This window comes from Pantoea sp. R13S299 (assembly GCF_048515925.1).
Classification (GTDB): Bacteria; Pseudomonadota; Gammaproteobacteria; order Enterobacterales; family Enterobacteriaceae; genus Pantoea.
Window position 1 is genome coordinate 218395 of record NZ_JBLYEF010000002.1, and the last position, 25167, is coordinate 243561.

Sequence of the window (25167 nt, forward strand, 5' to 3'; positions counted from 1 at the left end):
AGCAGTGAAATAAGGACGAATCTGAGATGAATCGCGTATTACTGACCGGTGCCACCGGCTTAGTCGGGTCGCATCTGCTGCGCTTACTGATTGAGGATGAGCGCGTCGATGAAATTATCGCACCCACCCGCCGGCCACTGCCTGTGATGCACAAGGTGGTGAATCCGGTAGAAGCCGATCTCACGGATGTGCTGGGGCCGCTGGAAAGTTCGCTGGATACGGTGTTCTGCTGCCTCGGCACCACGCGTAAGCAGGCGGGCAGCAAACAGGCTTTCATCCACGTCGATTACACCCTGGTGGTGGACAGCGGATTATGCGGATTACGTCTGGGGGCGAAGCAGATGCTGGTGGTCAGCGCACACGGCGCTAATCGCCACTCACCGTTTTTGTACAATCGCGTCAAAGGCGAGATGGAGAATGCGCTGCGCCATCAGGGCTGGCCGCGCCTGACGCTGGTGCGGCCCTCACTGCTGCTGGGCGATCGTGCGCAGAAGCGCGGTGGTGAAAGCCTGGCGGGACCACTGTTCTCGCTGCTGCCGGGCAACTGGCGGGCGGTGCATGCGCGCGACGTGGCACGCTGCCTGCATGAGCAGGCTTTTACTCCGGGAGGTGAAAGCGTCAATATCATTGAGTCGGGCGACATCCCGCGTCACTCAGCGTAACTGCCAGATAATCTGATTACGGCTGCCGCGCCATTGCAGCGTGGCATCCTTCTCCTCTTCGACAAAGCGACCATCGATCAGTACGTCGAGATAGATCAGCACCGCGCGCTGCGCCGCATTCAGCTCCTGCATCCGGTAACCGGTCCACAGCCAGATATCTTTATCGGGACACGCCTGCCGCACCCGTTTCACCAGACGGCGGATGTGCGGCACGTTATGCGGGTGCAGCGGATCGCCACCGCTCAGCGACAATCCCTGGCGCGGAATGCGCGTATCCTGCAAATCTGCCAGCAGCTGCTCCTCCATCTCAAGCGTAAAGGGTACGCCGGAGTCGAGCCGCCAGGTGCTCTGGTTATAACAGCCGCGACACTGATGTTCGCAACCGGCGACAAACAGCGTGCAGCGGGTGCCGGGACCATTAACGATATCCACATCATAGTAGCGATGGATATGCATCATCCCAGCGGACCTTCTGCCAGATGTTTCACCCGACGCTGCACTTCCTGCTGCTTACCGGCGTTAAAAGGCCGCGCATCCGGGCTGCCCAGATAGCCACAGACCCGTCGGGTGACAGAGACGCGCGCCGGATCGTGATTGCCACAGTTCGGGCAGGTGAAGCCCCGGCTGGTACAGGTGAACTCACCGTTGAAGCCGCACTCATAGCACTCATCAATCGGCGTATTGGTGCCGTAATAGGGCACGCGGTCGTAGCTGTAGTCCCAGACATCTTCCAGCGCTTTGAGATTGTGCTGCACATTAGGGTATTCGCCATAACAGATGAATCCGCCATTCGCCAGCGGCGGATAGGGCGCTTCAAAGTCGATTTTGTCGTAGGGATTCACCTTCTTCTCCACGTCGAGATGGAAGCTGTTGGTGTAATAACCCTTGTCAGTGACGCCCGGCACCAGACCAAACTGCGCCGCATCAAGACGGCAGAAGCGGTCGCACAGATTCTCGCTCGGCGTGCTGTAAAGGCTGAAGCCGTAGCTTGTTTCCTCTTTCCAGCGTTCGGTGGCATCGCGCAGGTAGGCGATAATCTCTACGCCTTTGGCGCGCAGTGCCGCGTCATCGTAAGGATGCTGATGACCGCCGCTAAGCGCATTCAGGGTTTCATGCAGGCCGATATAGCCCAGCGACAGCGATGCGCGGCCATTACGGAAAATTGGACCGACTTCATCATCCGCATTCAGGCGGACGCCACAGGCACCTTCCATATAGAGGATGGGCGCGACGCGTGCTTTGGTCTTCTCCAGCCGCGCGACCCGCGTCATCAGCGCCCGCTTAGCCAGCAGCAGGCGCGCATCGAGCAGCGTCCAGAAGCGTGCTTCATCGCCACCCGCTTCCAGCGCGATGCGCGGCAGGTTCAGGCTGATCACGCCGATATTGTTGCGGCCCTCATGAATCTGCTCGCCGTTTTCTTCATAAACGCCCAGGAAGCTGCGGCAGCCCATCGGCGTTTTAAATGAACCGGTGACTTTTACCACCTGATCGTAGTTGAGGATGTCGGGATACATCCGTTTGCTGGCACACTCCAGCGCCAGTTGCTTGATGTCGTAGTTAATGTCGCCCGCCCGGCGGTTAACGCCCTCACGAATGCTGAACACCAGTTTTGGAAACACCGCTGTTTTGCGATTTTTCCCCAGCCCCGCCAGCCGGTTGCGCAGAATCGACTGCTGAATCAGCCGCGCCGCCCAGTCTGTCCCCAGTCCGAAACCAAAGGTGACAAACGGCGTCTGGCCGTTAGCGGTGTGCAGAGTGTTCACCTCATACTCCAGCGACTGAAACGCGTCGTAGCACTCTTTCTCCGTCCGCTGGCGCGCATACTGCTCTGCCTGCGGGATCTGCCACTGCTCAGCGATCGCCAGATGCCGGGTATAGCTCTGCTCAACAAACGGGGCCAGCACTTCATCAATGCGGTTAATGGTGGTGCCGCCATAAATGTGGCTGGCGACCTGAGCGATGATCTGCGCCGTCACCGCGGTGGCGGTGGCGATCGATTTAGGCGGCTCGATCTCAGCATTGCCCATTTTGAAGCCGTTGGTCAGCATGCCTTTGAGATCGATCAGCATGCAGTTGAACATCGGGAAGAAAGGGGAGTAGTCGAGATCGTGATAGTGGATCTCGCCGCGCTCGTGCGCCAGCACCACATCGCGCGGCAGGATCTGCTGCTGTGCGTAGTGCTTCGCCACGATCCCGGCCAGCAGGTCGCGCTGCGTCGGGATCACTTTACTGTCTTTGTTGGCATTCTCATTCAGCAGCGCCGCGTTGGTCTGATCGACCAGACCGCGAATGGCGTGATGTAACTGGCTCTGACGATCGCGGGCGACATCGCGATCGTGGCGGTATTCAATATAGGCGCGGGCCAGCTGTGGATAGGGACCCGCCATCAGCGTCTCTTCTACCGCACACTGAATCTCACGGATATCCACCTCCGGACGCTCGGCCAGTTGCAAGGCAACGCGCTCAGCGACCTGCGCGCACCAGGCCGCATCGTCGACCTCTGCTGCCCGTGCCGCTGCTGCTACAGCCTGCCCGATACGCTGCGCATCAAAGCCTGTCCGGCATCCATCACGCTTGATTACCACCGTCGCCATTTCTCTCTCCATGAACTACATATAGGGGTCGGAAGGATTCTATTCCCTACATGTAGTGATTGCTGCGAATTATTACGCTCTGATTTGACCTGAAGCAAGGAAGCCTCAACCCGGCAGAAAATTCCTACTGATGTAAAAAATCGGGTTCGGGTTCAGGTTTCCGGCGGGATTTACTGGCGGATCGGTGTGCAGCAACTTTAATCAAAGTTCTGCCCTGTTAAACGTTGACGTTACAAGGATGCCCGCCAATGTGGTTACCCCGTTCTCTGCTCCTGCTTTCGGCCCTATTCCCGCTCGCCCAGGCCAGCCCGTTACCGCTGATGCCCTGGCCGCAACAGGTGGAGCAGCCTGTCAGTGTCGGCGCGCTCACCCTGACGCCGCAGCTGACGCTGCAAATTTCAGGTGACCATCTGGCGGGTGCCGAAGCACGCTGGCTGGAGCGCATCAGCAACCAGACCGGCTGGCCGCTGCTGCCCGCAACCCAGCAGGTGGCTGCACCGACTATCCGCATCGTGATTGCGAAGGCGGTGGATCCGCTGCCGCTGCCCGATAGCGATGAGCGCTATCAGTTGCAGGTCGATGGCAATGGCGTGCTGTTAACCGCACCCAGCCGTTTTGGCGCGATGCGCGGCATGGAAACGCTGCTGCAGCTGATCCAGAACGGCGCACAGGGCACGACGATCCCTTACGTCACCATCCACGATCATCCGCGATTTCCGTGGCGCGGTGTGCTGATCGACACGGCACGCCACTTCATGCCGGTGGAAACCCTTAAACGCCAGATCGACGGCATCGCCGCCGCACGAATGAACGTCTTTCACTGGCATCTCACCGACGATCAGGGCTGGCGCTTCGCCTCCAGCCACTATCCCCAGTTGCAGCAGAAAGCCAGCGATGGCAACTACTACAGCCAGCAGCAGATGCGGGAGATCGTGAAATATGCCACCGATCGCGGGGTGCGGGTGGTGCCCGAGCTGGATATGCCGGGTCATGCTTCCGCGCTGGCGGTGGCGATGCCGGAACTGATTAGCGCAGCAGGTCCCTATCAGATGGAGCGCGGCTGGGGCGTCTTTAAACCGCTGCTCGATCCCAGCAACGAACAGGTTTATCAGGTGATCGATACGCTGGTGGGGGAGATGGCGGCGATCTTCCCCGATCCCTGGCTCCACATCGGCGGCGATGAGGTCGATCCGACACAGTGGAACAACTCACCTGCGATTCAGCAGTTTATGCGCGAGCACGATCTGAAAGATGTGCATGCGCTGCAGGCGTACTTCAATCAGCGGGTGGAGAAGATCCTCGAAGCCCATCAGCGTCAGATGGTGGGCTGGGATGAGATCGCTCATCCCGATCTGCCGCGCAGCATTCTGATCCAGTCGTGGCAGGGTCAGGATGCGCTGAGTGCGCTGGCAAAAGAGAACTACCGCGGCATCCTCTCCACCGGTTTCTACCTCGATCAGCCCCAGCCTGCCAGCTATCACTACCGCAACGAGGTCACACCGCGCGGGCTTAACGGCCTGGATCGTCTGCGGCCCGGCGATCAGGCGCAGAGCTGGTCATTCACAATGCCGCGGCTGAAAGGCAGACCGGTGAAGGGCAGCTTTACGCTGATTCAGGGCGAGCCGGGCTGGCGCGGTTTTATCGACTTCGACGGCAAAGCCCGGCGGATGGTCAGCGACATCAACTGGCTTTCGACGCAGCAGGTGCAGTTCAGCGTGGATAGCTGGATGGGGCCGTTCCAGCCGGTGTTCACGCTGCAGCAGTCGTCTCTCAAAGGCTATGTGCGGGTGGGCAACGTGCGTTATCCCGCCAGCGGGCAGCGTCTGATGCAGCCGCCAGCGGGCATCGCACCCGCGCTCCCCACGCCAGAACAGGTACAGCAAAATTTGCTGGGTGGTGAGGCGGCGCTGTGGGCGGAAAACATCAACAGCCAGATCATTGATACTAAATTGTGGCCGCGCGCCTTTGTGGTGGCCGAGCGGTTATGGTCGGCAGAAAATGTCACCAACATTGATTCGATGTATTCGCGGCTGGCGGCGATGGATCGCTGGAGTACCGTGTCCGTGGGAACGCTGCAACATGCTCAGACGGAGCAGCAGATGATACGGCTGGCCGGCGGACACGATATCGCCCCCCTTCAGGTGCTGGCCGAGGTGCTGGAACCGGCGCAGTATTACACGCGCCAGCATCTGAAGTTTCAGGCCGGGCATTACAATTACCAGGAGCCGTTAAACCGGCTGGCCGATGTGCTGCCCGCAGAGAGTGAGGCGGTGCGTCAGCTGGAGCAGCAGGTCGCGGTATTAATCGCCAATCGTAATAATCCGGCTGCCGCCGCAGCGGTTCGCGCGCCGCTGCAGCGCTGGCAGGCCAACACCATTACAGTGCTGCCGCTCATTAACGACAGCGCGACGCTAAAGCCGCTGGCACACAGCGTGCAGCAGATTGAGGTGCTGAGCGCCATGGGCCTCGCGCTGGTGAATGCTTACGTGCGTAATCAGGCGTTTGGTGCCAGTGAAGTGGCGGAGATGCATGCGACACTGGATGCCGCCGCAGAGGTGCAGGATGAAACGGTGATAGCGCTGGTCAGGCCGCTGGAGACGCTACTGCACGCCTTTCAGTAACCGCGGTGGCCGGCTGAACCGGCCACCGTTGCGTCAGGCCGGGCCGCTGACCGAATGGCGGCGCACCAGCGTCGGGCTGAACATGTGGGTCACTTCTGGCAGCGGCAGATCGTTAGCCAGCGCCAGTGCCAGCTGGGCCGCCTGCTGCGCCATGGTGACAATCGGATAGCGGACGGTGGTGAGGCGCGGTCGCACATAGCGCGACACCAGCACATCATCGAAGCCGATCAGCGACATCTCTTCCGGCACGCGAACGCCGTTATCGCTCAGCACCGCCAGCGCGCCTGCCGCCATGGAGTCGTTGTAGCAGGCGACGGCGGTGAAATTCTTGCCGCGCCCCAGCAGTTCCGTCATTGCCTGCTCACCGCCGACTTCATCCGGTTCGCCCCAGGTGACCAGTCGATCGCTGCACGGCAGGCCGTGTTCTTTCAGCGCATCGTAGTAACCCTGCAGACGATCTTCGGCATCGGAGATCGTGTGGGTCGAGCAGATAAAGGCGATATTCTGGTGGCCGAGCTGGATCAGATGACGGGTCGCCAGCCAGGCGCCGTAGCGATCGTCGAGCGCAATACAGCGCTTTTCAAAGCCTTTGATCAGCCGGTTCAGCAACACCATCCCGGGCACCTGCTTCATCAGCACTTCCAGTTCGGCGTCGGGAATTTTCTTGGCGTGAACCACCAGCGCCGCGCAGCGATGTCGCATCAGCTGTTCAATCGCCTGCCGCTCTTTTTGCTCATTATGGTAACCGTTACCAATCAGCAAAAAGTTACCGGTGTCGCCAGCCACTTCATCCACGGCTTTCACCATCGCGCCGAAAAAGGGATCGGAGACGTCACCGACAATCAGGCCGAGCGTTTCGGTTGATTGCTGCGCCAGCGCGCGTGCGTTGGCATTCGGGTGATACTGAAGCTGCTCCATCGCCTGGCCTACGGCCTGTCGGGAGCTGTCGCTGGCCTTGGGAGAATTATTGATTACACGTGAGACTGTGGCGACAGAAACGCCCGCCAGTCGCGCAACATCCTTTATGGTAGCCATGCGTTGACCTGCTTTGGGGAAAACGTTTACACATCGCATCAGTGTTACGGAAAAGGGCGGACACATCAACCCGACAGAATGCCAGCGTCGTCGCAAAAAGGGGCAAAACCGGACCCGCAGGCACATCTTCTGCTCAGCCGTCGCCCCATGCTATGCTCAATCTCCCACCTGGCTACCGTGAAAAACAACGATGAAAACCAAAGTGCCGCATCTGGCTCACTGGGGCGCCTTTACCGCCGTCACTGAAAACGATCGCCTGATTGGCTGCGAACCTTTCTTCGCCGATGCCGATCCGTCACCGATGATCCACACCATTCCCGAGCTGGTCTATTCCGACAAACGCATTCGCCAGCCGATGGTGCGCCGCTCGTGGCTGAAGTCACGTGAGAAGAGCGACCGCACGCTGCGTGGCCGGGAAGATTTTGTCGCCGTCGACTGGGAAACCGCGCTGGACCTGGTGGCGGAAGAGAATCGCCGCGTTCGCGAGCGCTATGGCGCGTCGGGCATTTTCAACGGCTCCTACGGCTGGTCATCGGCCGGTCGCGTCAACCACGCCCGCACTCTGGTTCGTCGCTTCTACTTTCAGGGCGGCGGTGGCGTCGATCAGCAGGGTAACTACAGCTGGGGCGCCGCGCAGTTCTTCCTGCCCTATGTGATTGGCACCTATATGCCGCTGACCGGACGCGTCACCGAATGGCCGCAGGTGGTGGAACATGCCGAAATATTTGTCGCCTTTGGTGGGCTGGCGCTGAAAAACGCCCAGGTTGCCTCCGGTGGTGCAGGGCAGCACAGCCTGAAACCGGCGCTGATGCAGCTGGCGGCCACAGGCACGCCGGTCATCAACATCAGCCCGATGCGCGATGACTGCCCGGAGTTTGTTAACGCCGAGTGGATCCCGATTCGCCCCAATACCGACGTGGCGCTGATGCTGGCGCTGGGTCATGAGATCACCCAGCGCGGTGCGGTTGACGACGCGTTTCTCGCCAGCCACTGCACCGGCTGGCCGCAGCTGCGTGCCTATCTGCTGGGCGAAACCGACGGCGTTGCGAAAACCGCTGGCTGGGCCAGCCGTATTACCGGCATTCCGGCTGACCGTATTGTGCAGCTGGCGCAGCAGTTGACCGGCAAGCGCAGCTTTATCACCTGCTCTTATTCCGTTCAGCGCGCCCATCGCGGCGAACAGCCTTACTGGATGATGATTGCGCTGTCGTCGATGCTCGGCCAGCCGGGCCTGCCGGGTGCGGGATTCTCCTTTGGTCACGGTTCGATGAACAGCGTCGGCAATCCACGGCAGGAAGGTCCGGCCCCGATGATGAGCACCGGCCCGAATCCGTCCGGTCTTTCGATTCCGGTGGCGCGCATCAGCGACATGCTGCTTAATCCCGGCCAGCCATATCGCTTCCAGGGCGAAACGCTGCACTATCCCGACATTCACATGGTGCACTGGGCGGGCGGCAATCCGTTCCACCATCACCAGCAGCTGAACCGGCTGGTAGAGGGCTGGCAGCGGCCCGATACGGTGGTGGTGCAGGATATCGTCTGGACGCCCGCTGCGCAGATGGCCGACATCGTGCTGCCCGCGACCACCACGCTGGAGCGCAACGACATCGGCGGCTCCTCACGTGACCGCTTTGTGCTGGCGATGCATCAGGCGATTAAGCCGCAGCATCAGGCGCGCAACGACTTCGATATTTTTGCTGACCTGGCGGAGCGCCTGGGCTATCGCGACACCTTCACTGAAGGGCGCAACGAGATGCAGTGGATCGCGCATCTTTATCAGCAGTGTGCGACCGCGCATCAGCGCAAAGGCATCGATTTCCCCGAGTTTGAGGAATTCTGGCAGCGCGGCTTTGTGGAAATCCCGGAAGGCGGCAAGCCGTATCAGTTTATGGAGGCGTTCCGCGCCGATCCGCAGGCGAATCCAATTAAAACTGCCAGCGGCAAAATTGAGCTTTTCAGCCAGACCATTGCAGACTACCAGCTTGACGATTTCGCCGGTCATCCGGAGTGGCGTGAACCGCAGGAGTGGCTCGGCTCGCCGGTCAGCCGCGACTATCCGCTGCACATGATCTCGATTCAGCCTTCCGACCGGTTACACAGCCAGCTGGATGCCACCGAAACGGTGCAGGGCAATAAAACCGCCGGACACGAAACGCTCTACATGCATCCGCAGGATGCGGCTGCGCGCGGGCTGGTGGAGGGCGATGAGATAGAGGTGAGCAACGCACGCGGCGTAATGCTGGCGGGCGTGCGCATCACCGAGGGCGTGACGCAGGGCGTAGTGATTATCTCCACCGGGGCCTGGTTTGATCCCGGTTTCGGCAAGGCGTGGCAGCCGCACGACCGTGCGGGTAACCCCAACGTACTGACGCTCGACATCGGCACGTCGTCGCTGACGCAGGGGCCAAACGCCATGAGTTGCCTGGTGGAAATCAAAAAACATCAGGATTGCACAATAGCGTAAGGATCTCATGGCTGGTTACATTTTGCGGGTAACTGTTGCGTTTGAGAGATAGCAGCCGATCAATCCCCTTTGCTACATTCAGGGTCCCAGAGGTATTGATGGGTGAACATCAATAGATTTTCTTGATTACACCAACCTGCGCAGATGCGCAGGTTTTTTTTGCCCGCAATCTGCCGCCGATAACGAACTGATACACAGTTTTCCTGTTATACAGCCAGCGCTTTCTTTATAACTGCTGGCACCAGCCCCTTTCTCTTTATTTTGCGCAGCGGAATGCCATGCCCCGGATTAAAAAACTACTGGGAAAAGACCAGATAAAAGCGCCGTTCAACCCTTTTCGTTTTCGACTGATCTGCCTGGGTGTCACAACCTGTCTGGTGGTGCTGCTGGCGCGCGTCGCGGACCTGCAGTTCCTGAATCAGCCGATGCTGGAGCACGAAGCGGATCAGCGATCGCTGCGTACTGTCACACTGCCGACCAGCCGCGGCACCCTGCTGGATCGCAACGGCGAAGCCCTGGCGCTCAGCGTGCCATCGCGCGACGTGATTGCGGATCCGCAGCGCGTGCTCGAGAGCAACCCCGATTTTACCAGTGCCAAATGGGCCTATCTTGCGGCGGCGCTGAACACCCGTCCCGAAGAGCTGGCGGCGCAGATCACCGCCAACCCGAAACGTCGCTTCCTCTATCTGGGACGTAAAGTCGAACTGGGCATCGCCAAAGATATTAAAGAGCTGAAGCTGAAGGGCATCAGTGAAGTCTATGACGACAGCCGTTTCTATCCGATGAGTGAAGCCTCTGCGCCGCTCATCGGTATCGTCGGGGCGGATAACGTCGGGCTGAACGGGCTGGAGAAAGGCTTTGATAAGGTCCTGCAGGGCGAGCCGGGCAAAGAGGTCTATCGTCAGGATGCGGCGGGCAACATCATCGCGATGATCAACTATCAGCCGCCGACTCAGCCGCCAACGGTACAGCTCAGCATCGACAAATATGATCAGTACACGCTCTACAGCAAACTGCGCGACGGCGTACTAATCAACAAGGCGGACTCAGGTGCCGCCGTGCTGGTGAAAATCGACACCGGCGAGATTCTGGCGATGGCTTCCTATCCGTCGTTCAACCCTAACAACTATGAAGGGGCTACCCCGGCGCAGATGCGTAACTCGGCCATCAACGACAGCTACGAGCCGGGATCGACCGTGAAGCCGTTGGTCGTCATGGAAGCGCTGGAGCGTCATCTGGTGCGCCCGGACTCGGTGATCGATACCACGCCTTATAGCGTTAACGGCCACCTGATCCGCGACGTCGGCCACTGGCCGCGCCTGACCATGACCGGCATTCTGCAAAAATCGAGCGACATCGGCGTGTCACACCTTGCGCTGGCGATGCCTGCCGAAGCGCTGGTGAACACCTATCAGGCGTTCGGTCTGGGCAAACCCACCGGATTAGGGCTGACCGGCGAAAGCGTTGGCTACTTCCCGCTACATCGCACCCGCTGGGCCGACATTGAGCGGGCCACCTTCTCCTTTGGCTATGGCCTGCGCGTTACGCCGCTGCAGATTGCCCGTGAATACGCCACGCTCGGTTCTTATGGCGTTTACCGTCCGCTGTCGATCACCCGCGTCACGCCACCGGTAATGGGACGGCAGGTCGCCAACCCGGAAACGGTGAAAGAGGTGGTGCATATGCTGGAGAGTGATGTCCTGCCAGGCGGAACCGGCCTGAAAGCCGCGGTGCCGGGCTATCGTCTGGCAACCAAAACCGGTACAGCGGAAAAAATGGGCACCAGCGGCAAGTATGATGGCGGCTACGTCAACTACACCGCCGGACTCGCGCCCGCCAGTCATCCTGAAGTGGCGCTGGTGGTGATGATCAACCATCCGACGGCAGGCGATCACTTCGGTGGCTCGGTCGCCGCACCGGTGTTCGGCAATATCATGGGACCGGTTCTCAAACACATGAATATTGCGCCGGACGCCATCTACACTAAGCCACCGGCCAATCCTTCGGATAAATCTTAGAAAAATCAGAGTGTAAGCGAGGCGTGAAGGATATTCACACCTCGTTGCACTTCCCCGAATTCGGTTGCGTTTTCCCGCTGTCTCCGCGCAGTTAATCAGTGCGAGGATAGCAGTCCCAGAGGTATTGATGGGTGTGAAAACAACACCGCTTCGGCAGTGAGATCCCTGTTATTACACCAACCCACGCAGATGCGTGGGTTTTTTTTGCCTGCTCGCCAGCCCCGCCTTTCCCGCTGTATCAACCGCCGTTAAATCATCATCGTTCTTAACGAAACCCTGACAGTTTGCCAATAGAAAGGCGTGTCGCCTTTCACCGATAATGGCCGTTGTGAAGCCTGGCGTTTTTTTGCTCGTCGCTACAGGTTCTCACTGCCGCATTCCGCTCGTTCCGGGATTTCCTTTTCTGCTTATCTGAAGAGTTTGACGATGACTCACCTTTCTCGCCCCGGTCGTTCCTTTGGGCTTAAATGGCTGCTCCTGTTGCTGGTAGTTGCGATTGTCGCTGGCGTTGTCTGGCGTCTGCTGACGGCGGGTCATGCGCCGGGCGAGGGGATGCCGCCGGGCAGGCATGGCGCGCATGGCATGATGGGCGGCGGGGCGACGCTGGTTCACAGCGGGGTTGCCAGCACGGCGGATGTGCCGGTATGGCTCAATGCGCTCGGCACGGTGATCCCCAACGCCAGCGTGACGGTGACCAGCCGCGTTGACGGCCAGCTTGAGCAGGTTTTCTTTACCGAAGGGCAGAAGGTCAGCGCCGGGCAGCTGCTGGCGCAGATCGATCCGCGCAGCTATCAGGCGACGCTGAATCAGTATCAGGGCGAACTCAGCGAAAACCAGGCGCTGCTGAACAGCGCCGAACTGACGCTGGCGCGCTACCGTAAACTGGCGGCGCAGGACGCGCTGGCGCGTCAGGATCTGGACACCCAGATTGCCACCGTCGGGCAGTATCGCGGTGCGGTCGCCGCCGATCAGGCGCAGATCGCCAGTGCGAAGCTGAGCATTGAATATGCCCGCATTACCGCCCCGATCAGCGGGCGCGTCGGTCTGCGTCAGGTCGATCCCGGTAACATGGTTCAGAGTTCGAGCAGCACCGGCCTGGTGATCATCACCCAGATGCAGCCCGCCGCCGTCACCTTTAGCGTGCCACAGAGCAACATTCCGGCACTGGTCAGCGTGCTGCATCAGGGCCAGAGCCTGCCCGCCACGCTGTTCGATCAGGGCAACCAGCATCAGCTCGCCAGCGGCGAAGTGAAGTTCATCAGCAACCAGATCGACACCGCCACCGGTACCGTGGCGCTGAAGGCGGTGTTTGCCAACCAGGATGAGTCGCTGTTTGCTAACCAGTTTGTGAATCTGCGGCTGCAGACCCGCGTGCTGAAAGGCGCGACGGTGATCCCTGCCCAGGCGCTGCAGCTCAGCAGCGACGGCAGCTTCGTCTTCGTGATTAATCAGGACAACACCGTCACGCGCAAAGCGGTTACCACCGGCCCCGCGTTCGGCGACGATCAGCAGGCGATCCTCAGCGGCGTTTCGCCAGGCGATCGGCTGGTGACGGAAGGGATCGATCGCCTCACCAGCGGCAGCAAAGTCACGCTGGCCGATGAGACGCCTGCTGCCGGTGCTGTGTCGAAATGAACCCATCTCGCCTGTTTATTCTGCGTCCGGTCGCCACCATTCTGCTGATGGTCGGCGTGCTGATCTCCGGTATTTTTGCCTATAAATTCCTGTCCACCTCGGCGCTGCCGCAGGTCGACTATCCGACCATTCAGGTCACTACCCTCTATCCGGGAGCCAGCCCGGATGTCATGGCGTCGTCAGTCACGTCGCCGCTGGAGCGCCAGTTAGGGCAGATGGCGGGGCTGAGTCAAATGAGTTCCACCAGCGCCAGCGGCTCGTCGATCATTACCCTGAAGTTCAGCCTCGATCTGTCGCTGGATGTCGCCGAGCAGGAGGTGCAGGCGGCGATCAATGCGGCGAATAACCTGCTGCCCGACGATCTGCCCAATCCGCCGACCTATAAAAAGGTCAATCCGGCGGACAGCGCGGTGGTGACGCTGGCGGCCAGCTCCAGCACGCTGCCGCTGACCGAGGTGCAGGACCTGGTTAATACCCGGGTGGCGCTGAAGCTGTCGCAGATTTCCGGCGTCGGGATGGTGACGCTGGCGGGCGGACATCAGCCCGCGATTCGGGTGCAGATGAATCCTCAGGCGCTGGCGGCGCATCATCTGACGCTGGAGGCGGTGAATACGCTGATTGGCAACAGCAACGTCAATGGCTCCAAAGGCGGCTTTGACGGCAAATATCATTCGGTCACTATCGATGCCAACGATCAGCTGCGCACCGCCGAAGAGTACGGCAACCTGATCCTCACCTATGAAAATGGCGCGGCGCTGCGCCTGAAAGATATCGCCCATATCGAACAGGGCGCGGAGAACAGCTTCCAGTCGGCGTGGGCTAACAACCAGCCCGCCATTGTGATCAGCGTGCAGCGTCAGCCGGGTGCGAACGTGATTCAGGTGGTGGACAACATCAAGGCGCAGCTCCCCACGCTGCAGGCGGCGCTGCCGGACGGGGTGAAGATGACGATTCTCTCCGATCGCACCCAGACCATTCGCGCCTCGATCAGCGACGTTCAGTTTGAGCTGATGCTGTCGATTGCGCTGGTGGTGATGGTGACCTTCCTGTTCCTGCGCAATGTCGCCGCCACGCTGATCCCGAGCGTGGCGGTGCCGCTGTCGCTCGTCGGCACCTTTGGCGTGATGTATCTGGCGGGCTTTAGCCTGAATAACCTGTCGCTGATGGCGCTGACCATTGCCACCGGTTTTGTCATTGATGACGCCATCGTAGTGGTCGAGAATATTTCACGGCGGCTGGAGCAGGGCGAGTCACCGATGGAGGCGGCGCTGAAAGGCTCACAGCAGATTGGCTTCACCATTATCTCGCTGACCTTTTCGCTGATTGCGGTGCTGATCCCGCTGCTGTTTATGGGCGATGTGGTCGGGCGACTGTTCCGGGAGTTTGCGATTACCCTGGCGGTGGCGATTCTGGTGTCAATGGGGGTGTCGCTGACCCTGACACCGATGCTGTGCGCGTACCTGCTGCGCCATATTCCGCCCGAGCAGCAGTCAACCTTTGCCCGCAAGGGCGGCGAACTCTTTGATAGCCTGGTGCGCGGCTATGACCGGCTGCTGACCGTGGTGCTGAACCATCAGAAACTGACGCTGCTGGTGGCGCTGGCGACCTTCGGACTGACGGCGCTGCTCTACATGATGGTGCCGAAAGGCTTCTTCCCGACCCAGGATACCGGGCTGATTCAGGGCATTACCGTCGCCTCCCAGGATGTCTCGTTTAAAGCAATGGCGACGCGGCAACAGGCGCTCTCAGCGCTGATCCTGAAAAACCCGGCGGTGGAGAGCGTTTCATCGACAATCGGCATCGACGGCACCAACACCAGCCTCAACAGCGGACGGCTGCAGATTAACCTCAAGCCGTTTGGCTCCCGCGATCTCAGCGCCAGCGAGGTGATCAGCCAGCTGAAACAGGCGACCAACGATGTGCCAGGTATCCGGCTCTATCTGCAACCAGCGCAGGATCTTACCGTCAACGACCAGGTCTCGCCGAGTCAGTATCAGTTCACCCTCGACGACGCCGACAGTGAAAATCTGGTCAGCGAGACGCCGAAGCTGGTGGCGGCGTTGCAGCAGCGGCCCGAATTTAATGGCGTGGTAAGTAACCTGCAGGATCAGGGGCGCGTCTCTTACGTGGAGCTGAACCGCGACAAAGCGGCGCGCCTCGGCATTACTGCGTCGGACGTGGACACCGCGCTCTATAACGCGTTTGGTCAGCGGCTGGTCTCGACGATTTTCACCCAGTCGAATCAGTATCGGGTGGTGCTGGAAGTGGCTCCGGCCTGGCAGCAGGGTCCGGCGTCGTTTGATGATGTTTATCTGCAGCCCTCTTCCAGCAGCAGCTCGTCGTCATCCACCAGCACGACCTCATCCACGTCTTCGTCATCAACATCCACGTCTTCATCAACGTCGACGTCCACCACCGCTTCTGACACGACATCCACCCGCAGCGGGATGGTGAAACTCACCGCCATCGCCACTATTCATCAGCGCACCGGCTCGCTGATGCACATGCGGCTGAATCAGTTTCCGGCGGTGATGATCTCCTTCAACCTTAATCCGGGCTATTCGCTGGAGGATGGACAGCGGGCGATCGCCGACGTGCGGCAGCAGCTACACCTGCCGGAGAGCACCACGCTGCGTTATCAGGGGGAAACCTCGGCGTTCCAGAGCGCCACGGGCAACACGCTGTGGCTGATTCTGGCGGCGCTGATCACCATGTACGTGGTGCTCGGCATTCTCTACGAAAGCTTTATCCATCCGGTGACGATTCTCTCTACGCTGCCCTCGGCGGCGGTAGGCGCGCTGCTGACGCTGTTGCTGGCAGGCACGGAGTTCAGCCTGATTGCGCTGATTGGCGTCATCCTGCTGATCGGCATCGTGAAAAAGAACGCCATCATGATGATCGACTTCGCGCTGGAGGCGGAACATAAGCAGCACCTCAGCGCGCGTGACGCAATTCATCAGGCCTGCCTGCTGCGCTTCCGTCCGATCCTGATGACGACCATGGCGGCGCTACTCGGCGCGCTGCCGCTGATGCTGGCCTCCGGCTCGGGCGCAGAGCTGCGGCAGCCGCTGGGACTGGTGATTGTCGGCGGGCTGATTGTCAGTCAGGTGCTGACGCTCTTCTCCACGCCGGTGATCTACCTGCTGTTTGATGGGCTGGCACAGCGCGGCAATGCCTGGGTGAAACGCCGTCAGCAGCAGGCGCGGAGCGGGCAATGAATCTGACCCGACTGTTTATCTTTCGTCCGGTGGCGACGCTGCTGCTGACGCTGGCGATCCTGCTGCTCGGCGCGCTGGGCTACCGGCTGTTGCCGGTGGCTCCGCTGCCGCAGGTCGATTTCCCGACCATCATGGTCAGCGCCAGCCTGGCGGGAGCCAGCCCGGAAACCATGGCCGCTACCGTCGCCACGCCGCTGGAACGTTCGCTGGGGCAGATTGCCGGTATCACCGAAATGACTTCCAGCAGTTCGCAGGGATCCAGCACGGTCATCCTGCAGTTTGAGCTGGACCGCGATATCAACGGCGCGGCGCGCGACGTGCAGGCGGCGATCAACGCGTCGCGCAGCCTGCTGCCGAGCGCAATGGCCTCGCTTCCAACTTACCGCAAAGCCAACCCGTCAGATGCGCCGATTGTGATGCTGGCGCTGACCTCCGCTACCCGCACGCCCGGCGAGCTTTATGATCTGGCGGAGAGCAAGATCGAACAGGCGATGGGCCAGGTGCAGGGCGTGGGAGAAGTGTCGCTGATGGGCAGCGCCTTACCGGCGGTGCGCATCGATCTGCAGCCGCTGAAGCTGACTCAATACGGCATCTCGCTGGAGACGGTGCGCGCCGCCGTCGCCAACAGCACCACCAATCTGCCTAAGGGGATTTTGCAGAGCAGTGACCAGTCGTGGCTGGTGGACAGCAACGGCCAGCTGGAGAAGGCCGCCAGCTACCGTGATCTGATCATCACGTATCAGCAGGGCAAGGCGGTACGGCTGCGCGACGTCGCCACGGTCTATGACTCGGTGGAAGATCGCTATCAGGCGGGATTCCTCAATGCCACGCCTGCGGTGATGATCGGCATTAAACGTCAGGCGGGCGCCAATATGCTCGAAACCATCGATGCGATCAAAGCGCAGCTGCCGCTGCTGGAAAAGAGCCTGCCCGCTGACAGCCAGCTGAAAGTGGTGGTTGACCGTTCGCCCGGCGTGCGCGCCTCGCTGTATGACACCGAAGAGACGCTGCTGATCGCGGTGCTGCTGGTAATCGCGGTCGTGTTTATTTTCCTGCGCAATCTGCAGGCAGTGATCATCCCGGCGCTGGCGCTGCCGGTGTCGCTGATCGGCACCTGCGCGGTGATGTACCTGCTGGGCTACAGCCTGGATAATCTGTCGCTGATGGCGCTGATTATCTCCACCGGCTTCGTGGTGGATGATGCAATTGTGGTGCTGGAGAACATTACCCGGCACATTGAGCGCGGACTCAGCCCGCTGCGGGCGGCGCTGCGCGGGGCGCAGGAGGTGAGCTTCACCGTGCTGTCGATGACCGTATCGCTGATTGCGGTATTCATCCCGATCCTGCTGATGGGCAGCATTGTCGGGCGGCTGTTCCGCGAGTTTGCGGTGACGCTCACCGTGTCGCTGCTGATCTCGCTGTTTGTCTCACTCAGCCTGACGCCAATGCTCTGCGCGCGCCTGCTGAAACCCAGGCCGCCCGTCAGTCAGCGGCCGCATCCGCTTTATCAGTTCATTGAAAACCAGCTGAATCGCCTGCTGGCCGCGTACGCACGCGGGCTGGCCTGGGTGATGCGCCATCAGAAACTGACGCTGCTCAGCCTGCTGCTGACCGTGCTGCTCAATGTTTTTCTCTTCACCGTGGTGCAGAAGGGCTTCTTCCCCAATCAGGACACCGGGCTGCTGATGGGCGCACTGCGCGCCGATCAGAACATCTCATTCCAGGCGATGAAGCCGAAAATGCTGATGTTCACGAAGATCATTCAGGAAGACCCGGCGGTCGAGAGCGTGATGTCGTCGATGGGCAGCGGGATGTTTGGCTCCCGCAACAGCGCCAACTTCTTTGTACGACTTAAAGATTTTGACCAGCGCGATGCCACGGCTACTGAGGTGGCCAACCGGCTGACGCGCAAAACCAGCCACATCGCCGGGGCGCAGATGTTCCTGATGGCGGCGCAGGATCTGCACATTGGCGGACGCAGCGCTAACGCGACGTATCAGTACAGCCTGCAGGCAGACGATCTGGAGTTGCTGCGGGTCTGGACGCCGAAAGTGCAGGCGGCGCTGGCGGCTATTCCCCAGCTTAACAGCGTGGATTCCGACTCGCAGACCGGCGGCCAGGAGGTAGAACTGACGATTGACCGTGACCGCGCCACCCGGCTGGGCGTTAATGTGAAAATGCTGGATACGCTGCTGAACAATGCGTTCAGTCAGCGGCAGATCGCTACGCTCTATCACACCCTGAATCAGTATCACGTGGTGATGTCGCTGCAGGACAGCGATACCGCCAATCCGGAGACGCTGCAGCAGCTCTATGTAATTAACGACAGCGGTGACCGCGTGCCGCTCTCCGCCTTTACCCGCTTCAGCGGCGGCAATGCACCGTTGTCGGTGGCGCATCAGGGCCAGTCGGCCACCAGCACGGTGGCATTTAACCTCAACGATGGCGTCTCGCTGGAGCAGGCGCAGTTGCTGATTAAACAGGCGATGGCGAAGCTGGGCCTGCCATCGACTATTCATGCCGGTTTTGCCGGTACCGCGGCTGCCTTTTCACAGCTCACTGCCACCATGCCGTGGCTGATTCTGGCGGCGCTGGCGGCGGTCTATATCGTGCTCGGCGTGCTCTATGAGAGCTACATCCATCCGCTGACCATTCTCTCGACCCTGCCGTCAGCGGGCGTCGGGGCGATGTTACTGCTGCTGCTGACTAACACGCAGCTCACGGTGATCGCGCTGATTGGCATCATCCTGCTGATCGGCATCGTGAAAAAGAACGCCATCATGATGATCGATTTCGCCATCGACGCGGAGCGGCGGCTGGGCATGTCGCCGCAGCAGGCAATCACCCAGGCGTGCCTGATGCGCTTCCGGCCCATCATGATGACCACACTGGCCGCCTTCTTCGGCGCGTTGCCGCTGGCGCTGGGCAGCGGCGGTGATGCCGACCTGCGCAGCCCATTGGGGATCGCTATCGCGGGCGGACTGGCGCTGAGCCAGCTGCTGACGCTGTTTACCACGCCGGTTGTTTATCTTTGGCTCGATCGTCTGGGCCGTACCACTCAACGTCAATGGCGTCGTCTGCGCCATGCGGAATCCTGAACGATGAAATCTCTTACCACGTTTATTGTGCTGCTGCTGCTGGCTGGCTGTAGCGTCGGTCCCGACTATCAGCGCCCGGCGGTGGCAATGCCGGTTCACTATAAAGAGGCCCGGGGCTGGCAGCAGGCGACGCCGCTGGATGCGCTAAGCAAAGGCGAATGGTGGACGGTCTATCATGACGCCACGCTAGGCGGGCTGCTGAGCCAGGTCAGCGTGTCGAATCAGAACGTGGCAACCTATGCCGCGCAGTACCGGCAGGCGCAGGCACTGGCGGCAGAGTCACGCGCGTCGCTGTTTCCCTCGCTGGGCTATGACGGCAGCGTAACGCGCAGCGGCAGCCATGCAACCAATAGCAGCGTTCGTACTACCAGCAGCAGCCATCAGGCGGATCTGAGTGCCAGCTGGGAGCTGGATCTGTGGGGCAAACTGCGGCGAACGCTGGAGGAGAACCGCGCCAGTGCCTCGGCCAGCGCGGCAGAACTGGCCAACATCACCCTGAGCGCCCAGTCTGAGCTGGCACAGGACTATTTCCAGCTGCGCATCATGGATCAGAAAATCGCGCTCTATCAGCAGAGCGTTGACGCGTATCAGCGCTACCTGAAAGTCATTAACAGCCAGTATCAGGCGGGCACCGCGTCGCGTGCCACGCTGGCCCAGGCGCAGTTGCAGCTGGAGAGCGCCAGCGCCTCGGCGCAGGATTATCAGTGGCAGCGCGCGCAGATGGAGCACGCCATAGCACTACTGGTCGGCAAAGCCCCCGCCGACTTCAGCCTGACCGCCGCGCCGCTGACGGCCACGCTGCCCGCAATTCCGGCGGGCCTGCCGGCCGAGCTGTTGCAGCGCCGTCCCGACATTGCCTACGCCGAACGCAACATGGCCGCCGCCAATGCCGCGGTGGGTGTGGCGGTGGCCAGTTACTATCCCGACCTGACCCTGAGCGCCAGCGGGGGCGTCAGCGCTTCCGTGCTGCATTCGCTGTTCTCGCTGCCGAACCGCGTCTGGTCGCTGGGGCCGGAGCTGAGCGGCACACTGCTTGATGCGGGTGCGACCTCTGCGAAAGTCGATCAGGCGCGGGCGAGCTGGGATGCCAGCGTCGCCACCTATCGTCAGACGGTGCTGACCGCGATGCAGGAGGTGGAAGATAAGCTGGTGGAGCTGAACACGCTGCAGGGCGAGATTGCCGCGCAGCAGCGCGCCACCGACGCGGCGCAGACTTCGGCACGGGTGACGCGTCTGCAGTATGAGTCGGGCATGATTACTTACCTGGATGTGGCGACGACAGAGAACAGCAGCCTGAGTGCGCAGCAGAGTTTGCTGACGTTGCAGAGCACGCAGTGGGTCAGCAGCGTGGCGCTGATTGCCGCACTCGGCGGAGGCTGGCAGGCTCCCTGAGGCGGCGTCAGGTTACCGATAATTCGGTTGTCGAACTGCGTCAAATCCTGCATCGTGAGGGGCTAATTTTCACGATGCTAAGGAACCGGCATGGCTTTCAAATTATTACGCCTGTTATTTCGCCTGTTATGGCGGGTCGAACTGCGGGGCGACGTCGCCGAACTGCATAAGCAGAAGGTTTTGATTACACCGAACCATATGTCGTTTCTGGACGGCATGCTGCTGGCGCTGTTTCTGCCGATCAGGCCGGTGTTTGCCGTCTACTCGACCATCAGCGAAAGCTGGTTTATGCGTCTGGCGAAACCCTTTATCGACTTTGTGCCGCTGGATCCGACCCGGCCTATGGCACTGAAGCAGCTGGTCAGGCTGATCGACACAGGCCGTCCGGTGGTGATCTTCCCGGAAGGACGCATTACCGTCACTGGCTCGCTGATGAAAATCTACAGCGGGGCGGGCTTTGTCGCGGCGCGTTCAGGCGCTAATGTGGTGCCGATGCGTATCGAAGGCGCTGAATACACGCCGTTTGGTCGTCTGGCGGGCGTGTTTAAACGTCGCCTGTTCCCGCGCATCACCCTGACCGTTCTGCCCGCCACCCGCATTCCGATGCCAGAGGCGAAACGGGCGCGCGATCGGCGCGTGCTGGCCGGTGAGCATCTGCATCATGTGATGATGGAAGCACGGATGGCGGTGCGTCCGCGTGAAACCCTGTTTGAGGCGTTTCTGGCAGCACGTACCCGTTATGGCGCGTTTAAACGCTGCATCGAAGATGTGAATTTCAAGCCTGACAGCTACAACGGACTGCTGAAAAAGTCGCTCGGCGTGGGCCGTATTCTGGAGCGCTACAGCCAGCCGCGTGAAGTGGTGGGGCTGCTGCTGCCGAATACCACCGTGACGGCGGCAGCGATTTTCGGGGCCACCCTGCGCGGGCGCGTTCCGGCCATGCTCAACTACAGCGCGGGCGTTAACGGCATGCGGGCAGCACTGACCGCCGCACAGATCAAAACCGTCTTCACTTCGCGGCAGTTCCTGGACAAAGGCAACCTGTGGCATCTGCCGCAGGGGCTGGACGATGTGCAGTGGATCTACCTGGAAGATTTGAAAGATACCGTCACCGGCAAAGACAAGCTATGGATCCTCGCCCATCTGCTGATGCCGCATCGCGCCCAGTTGCCTCAGCAGCCGGAAGACGCCGCGATGGTGCTGTTTACCTCCGGCTCTGAAGGCAATCCTAAAGGCGTGGTGCATTCCCATAAAAGCCTGCTGGCGAACGTCGAGCAGATCCGCACCATCGCCGACTTCACGCCGCGCGACCGCTTCATGTCGGCGCTGCCGCTGTTCCATGCGTTTGGTCTCACCGTCGGGCTGTTCACGCCGCTGATGACCGGCGCCCAGGTCTTCCTCTATCCCAGCCCGCTGCACTATCGCATCGTGCCGGAGCTGGTCTATGACCGTAACTGCACCGTGCTGTTTGGCACCTCAACCTTCCTGGGTAACTACGCGCGCTTTGCCGCACCCTATGATTTTGCCCGTCTGCGCTATGTGGTTGCCGGTGCGGAGAAACTGCAGGAGAACACCCGTCAGCTCTACATCGAGAAATATGGCATTCGCATTCTCGAAGGCTACGGCGTAACCGAGTGCGCGCCGGTCGTGGCGATTAACGTACCGATGGCGGCGAAGACGCACACCGTGGGACGCATTCTGCCGGGCATGGATTCGCGCCTGATGTCGGTGCCGGGCATCGAGCACGGCGGACGTCTGCAACTGCGCGGGCCGAACGTGATGAAGGGCTATCTGCGCGTGGAGAATCCTGGCGTGCTGGAAGCGCCGGTCGCCGACGATGGTGAAGGCAATCTGGAAGCGGGCTGGTATGACACCGGTGATATCGTCAGCTTTGATGAAGGCGGTTTCTGCCAGATTCAGGGACGTGCCAAACGCTTTGCGAAGATCGCCGGTGAGATGGTGTCGCTGGAGATCGTCGAGCAGATCGCCCTCAAAGCGTCGCCGGACAAACAACACGCGGCGTCGCTGCGCCCGGATGGGCAGCGCGGTGAGGCACTGGTGCTGTTCACCACTGATGCTGAGCTGGCGCGCGACAGGTTGCAGAAAGCGGCCCGCGAGCTGGGTGCGCCAGAGCTGGCACTGCCGCGTGACATCCGTGTCATGAAGCAGCTGCCGCAGCTGGGCAGTGGTAAACCTGATTACGTCACGCTGAAAAAAATGGCGGAAGAGGAGCAGGCATGAGCCTTGATCGTAATGCGCCGCTGATGTCGCGCGGCATGATTGCCGTGATTATCGCCCAGTTCTTTTCGGCTTTTGGCGATAACGCGCTGCTGTTTGCCACGCTGGCGGTACTGAAAAGCCAGTTCTATCCCGAGTGGAGCCAGCCGGTATTACAGATGCTGTTTGTCGCGGCCTATATTCTGCTGGCGCCTTTTGTCGGTCAGGTAGCGGACAGCATGGCGAAAGGGCGGGTGATGATGCTCGCCAACAGCCTGAAGCTGCTCGGCGCGCTGGTGATCTGCTTCGGCTTCAATCCCTTCGTCGGCTATACCCTGGTGGGCGCAGGCGCAGCGGCCTATTCTCCGGCCAAATATGGCATCCTTGGTGAAATCACCCACGGCGAAAAGCTGGTGAAAGCCAACGGGCTGATGGAGGCATCGACCATCGCCGCTATTCTTCTGGGTTCGGTGGCCGGCGGGATGCTGGCCGACTGGCATATTCTGGCGGCGCTGGGGATCTGTGCGCTGACCTACGGCATTGCCGTGGTTGCGAACCTGTTTATCCCGAAACTGCAGGCGGCACGTCCCGGTCAGAGCTGGCAGTTCGGCGTGATGACGCGCAGCTTCTTCAGTGCCGCCACGCTGCTGTGGCGTGACGCAGAGACGCGCTTCTCGCTGCTCGGCACCAGTCTGTTCTGGGGTGCGGGCGTGACGCTGCGTTTCCTGCTGGTGCTCTGGGTGCCGGTGGCGCTGGGCATCCATGACAACACCACGCCAACCACGCTGAATGCCATGGTGGCGATCGGCATCGTGATTGGCGCGGCAGCAGCGGCGAAGCTGGTGACGCTGGAGACCGTGCGTCGCTGTATGCCAGCTGGCGTGCTGATTGGCGTAATGGTGGTGGTCTTCGCGCTGCAGCACTCCCTGATGAATGCGTATTTAGTGCTGATGCTGATTGGTGCGCTGGGCGGCTTCTTTGTCGTGCCGCTGAATGCGCTGCTGCAGGCGCGGGGTAAAGAGAGCGTCGGTTCAGGCAATGCGATTGCGGTGCAGAATCTGGGTGAGAACAGCGCCATGCTGATCATGCTGGGACTCTATACGCTGGCGATTAAGGCGGGAGCACCTGCGGTGGCGACGGGCGTCGGCTTTGGCGTGCTGTTTGCGCTGGCAATTACGGTGCTGTGGCTGTGGCGACCGGCTAAGCGGTAAGTGATTCACCGCCTCTCTCCGGCATCGGTGGAGAGAGGCGCGCGTACGCTTTCACAGCGGACGTTATCAACGCCGGTTAGCGGCGAATGGCAATCGCTTCGATTTCGATTTTCACATCTTTTGGCAGACGCGCCACTTCGACACACGAACGCGCCGGGAAGTTAGCTTCATGCTCGGTGAAAAACGCCTCATACGTCGCGTTGACCGTGGCGAAATCATTTAAATCCTTCACAAACACCGTGGTCTTCACGATGTCGCCAACCTTCAGACCCGCGGCTTCAACAATCGCTTTCACATTTTCCAGTGACTGACGCGCCTGTGCGGCAACGTCATCTGCCACCTGGCCGGTCGCCGGATCGACCGGAATCTGACCCGAAGTAATGATCATGCTGCCCAGATCGACACCCTGAACGTAGGGACCGATAGCGGCAGGGGCTTTTGCAGTACTGATTTCACGAGACATCATTGCTCCTTTGATTATGTCGTCAGGCGGCGATGCCGCCGGTGCTGCCCATTATAGGGTCGGGCAGGGCGATTACCAGTGACCCAGCACCACATGCCGGGCGAACTCTTTCTCGCAATATTTGCACTTCAGATGCACATCGTCGGCGCGCTGCTTCACGGCAAAGCTGGAGAAGACCGGCTCGCTGCGGCTGATGCAGTTGCTGTTGGGGCAGGTCAGCACCCGTTCAACGTGATCCGGCAGCGTCGGGGCGATCTTCGCCACCACTTCATAATCGTCGATGCGGTTAACCGTGGCATGGGGCGCATAGACCGCCAGCTGATTCACCTGATCGTCGGTGAGAAAGGTGTTCTCAATCTTGATCAGATCTTTGCGGCCCATCTCGCCCGAGGGCAGATTCAGACCGATGGTAATGCGCTGATCGGTTTCGGTCAGCCGGAACAGGGAGAGCAATTTAAAGCCGATCTGCGCCGGAATATGGTCGATGACCGTGCCGCGTTTGATCGCTTCGACCTGCAATTTGTTGTCCTGCGTCATGG

General features: G+C 60.5%; 15 protein-coding genes. 10 read left to right on the top strand and 5 right to left on the bottom strand.

What is annotated here, in order from left to right:
• Positions 1 to 26: 26 nt before the first annotated feature.
• Complete coding sequence (locus ACN1CO_RS12040; protein WP_419139143.1) at positions 27 to 662, top strand: NAD-dependent epimerase/dehydratase family protein; 636 nt, start codon at positions 27 to 29, stop codon at positions 660 to 662.
• On the opposite strand, the gene nrdG is transcribed toward ACN1CO_RS12040, so the two are convergent.
• Together nrdG and nrdD are read right to left on the bottom strand one after the other, a co-directional pair.
• The gene (nrdG, locus tag ACN1CO_RS12045) at positions 654 to 1121 is read right to left on the bottom strand and encodes an anaerobic ribonucleoside-triphosphate reductase-activating protein (RefSeq protein WP_136196840.1); all 468 of its coding nucleotides are present in this window, start codon (positions 1119 to 1121) and stop codon (positions 654 to 656) included. The two genes, ACN1CO_RS12040 and nrdG, sit on opposite strands and share 9 nt — an antisense overlap.
• A complete protein-coding gene (gene nrdD, locus ACN1CO_RS12050) occupies positions 1118 to 3256 on the bottom strand; it encodes an anaerobic ribonucleoside-triphosphate reductase (protein ID WP_419139144.1) in 2139 nt (712 codons plus the stop codon). The genes nrdG and nrdD overlap by 4 nt, the downstream gene beginning before the upstream one ends.
• A 248-nt stretch (positions 3257 to 3504) precedes the next feature.
• Between nrdD and ACN1CO_RS12055 the strand changes: the two genes are divergently transcribed.
• A complete protein-coding gene (locus ACN1CO_RS12055) occupies positions 3505 to 5877 on the top strand; it encodes a beta-N-acetylhexosaminidase (RefSeq protein WP_419139145.1) in 2373 nt (790 codons plus the stop codon).
• Between the two features lie 33 nt (positions 5878 to 5910).
• Here the strand turns inward: ACN1CO_RS12055 and galR are convergent, their stop codons facing one another.
• Complete coding sequence (gene galR, locus ACN1CO_RS12060; RefSeq protein ID WP_179897412.1) at positions 5911 to 6912, bottom strand: HTH-type transcriptional regulator GalR; 1002 nt, start codon at positions 6910 to 6912, stop codon at positions 5911 to 5913.
• Between the two features lie 190 nt (positions 6913 to 7102).
• On the opposite strand from galR, the gene ACN1CO_RS12065 reads away from it, so the two are divergent.
• The 8 genes from ACN1CO_RS12065 to lplT all read left to right on the top strand — a co-directional run bounded on the left by ACN1CO_RS12065 (position 7103) and on the right by lplT (position 24165).
• Positions 7103 to 9376 carry a molybdopterin guanine dinucleotide-containing S/N-oxide reductase gene (locus tag ACN1CO_RS12065; RefSeq protein ID WP_419139146.1) on the top strand — a complete coding sequence of 758 codons (2274 nt, stop codon included), beginning with the start codon at positions 7103 to 7105 and terminating at the stop codon, positions 9374 to 9376.
• 278 nt (positions 9377 to 9654) lie between these two features.
• Positions 9655 to 11394: a penicillin-binding transpeptidase domain-containing protein gene (locus tag ACN1CO_RS12070; RefSeq protein WP_419139147.1), complete on the top strand. Its 1740-nt coding sequence runs from the start codon at positions 9655 to 9657 to the stop codon at positions 11392 to 11394.
• 426 nt (positions 11395 to 11820) lie between these two features.
• Positions 11821 to 13029, top strand: coding sequence for an MdtA/MuxA family multidrug efflux RND transporter periplasmic adaptor subunit (locus tag ACN1CO_RS12075; RefSeq protein ID WP_419139148.1), 1209 nt, complete (start codon positions 11821 to 11823; stop codon positions 13027 to 13029).
• Complete coding sequence (locus ACN1CO_RS12080; RefSeq protein ID WP_419139149.1) at positions 13026 to 16247, top strand: efflux RND transporter permease subunit; 3222 nt, start codon at positions 13026 to 13028, stop codon at positions 16245 to 16247. Before ACN1CO_RS12075 ends, ACN1CO_RS12080 begins: the two co-directional genes overlap by 4 nt.
• Positions 16244 to 19345: an efflux RND transporter permease subunit gene (locus ACN1CO_RS12085; RefSeq protein ID WP_419139150.1), complete on the top strand. Its 3102-nt coding sequence runs from the start codon at positions 16244 to 16246 to the stop codon at positions 19343 to 19345. The genes ACN1CO_RS12080 and ACN1CO_RS12085 overlap by 4 nt, the downstream gene beginning before the upstream one ends.
• A gap of 3 nt (positions 19346 to 19348) precedes the next feature.
• Entirely contained in the window at positions 19349 to 20737 is a 1389-nt protein-coding gene (locus ACN1CO_RS12090) for an efflux transporter outer membrane subunit (protein WP_419139151.1), read from the top strand.
• Between the two features lie 90 nt (positions 20738 to 20827).
• On the top strand, positions 20828 to 22978 hold the full coding sequence (gene aas / locus ACN1CO_RS12095) for a bifunctional acyl-ACP--phospholipid O-acyltransferase/long-chain-fatty-acid--ACP ligase (RefSeq protein WP_419139152.1): 2151 nt from the start codon (positions 20828 to 20830) through the stop codon (positions 22976 to 22978).
• Positions 22975 to 24165, top strand: a complete 1191-nt coding sequence (lplT, locus tag ACN1CO_RS12100; RefSeq protein ID WP_419139153.1) for a lysophospholipid transporter LplT — start codon at positions 22975 to 22977, stop codon at positions 24163 to 24165. The genes aas and lplT overlap by 4 nt, the downstream gene beginning before the upstream one ends.
• A 76-nt stretch (positions 24166 to 24241) precedes the next feature.
• On the opposite strand, the gene ridA is transcribed toward lplT, so the two are convergent.
• A complete protein-coding gene (gene ridA / locus ACN1CO_RS12105; RefSeq protein ID WP_283548043.1) occupies positions 24242 to 24628 on the bottom strand; it encodes a 2-iminobutanoate/2-iminopropanoate deaminase in 387 nt (128 codons plus the stop codon).
• Positions 24629 to 24700: 72 nt separating this feature from the next.
• Complete coding sequence (pyrI, locus tag ACN1CO_RS12110; RefSeq protein ID WP_010251684.1) at positions 24701 to 25165, bottom strand: aspartate carbamoyltransferase regulatory subunit; 465 nt, start codon at positions 25163 to 25165, stop codon at positions 24701 to 24703.
• Positions 25166 to 25167: the final 2 nt, after the last annotated feature.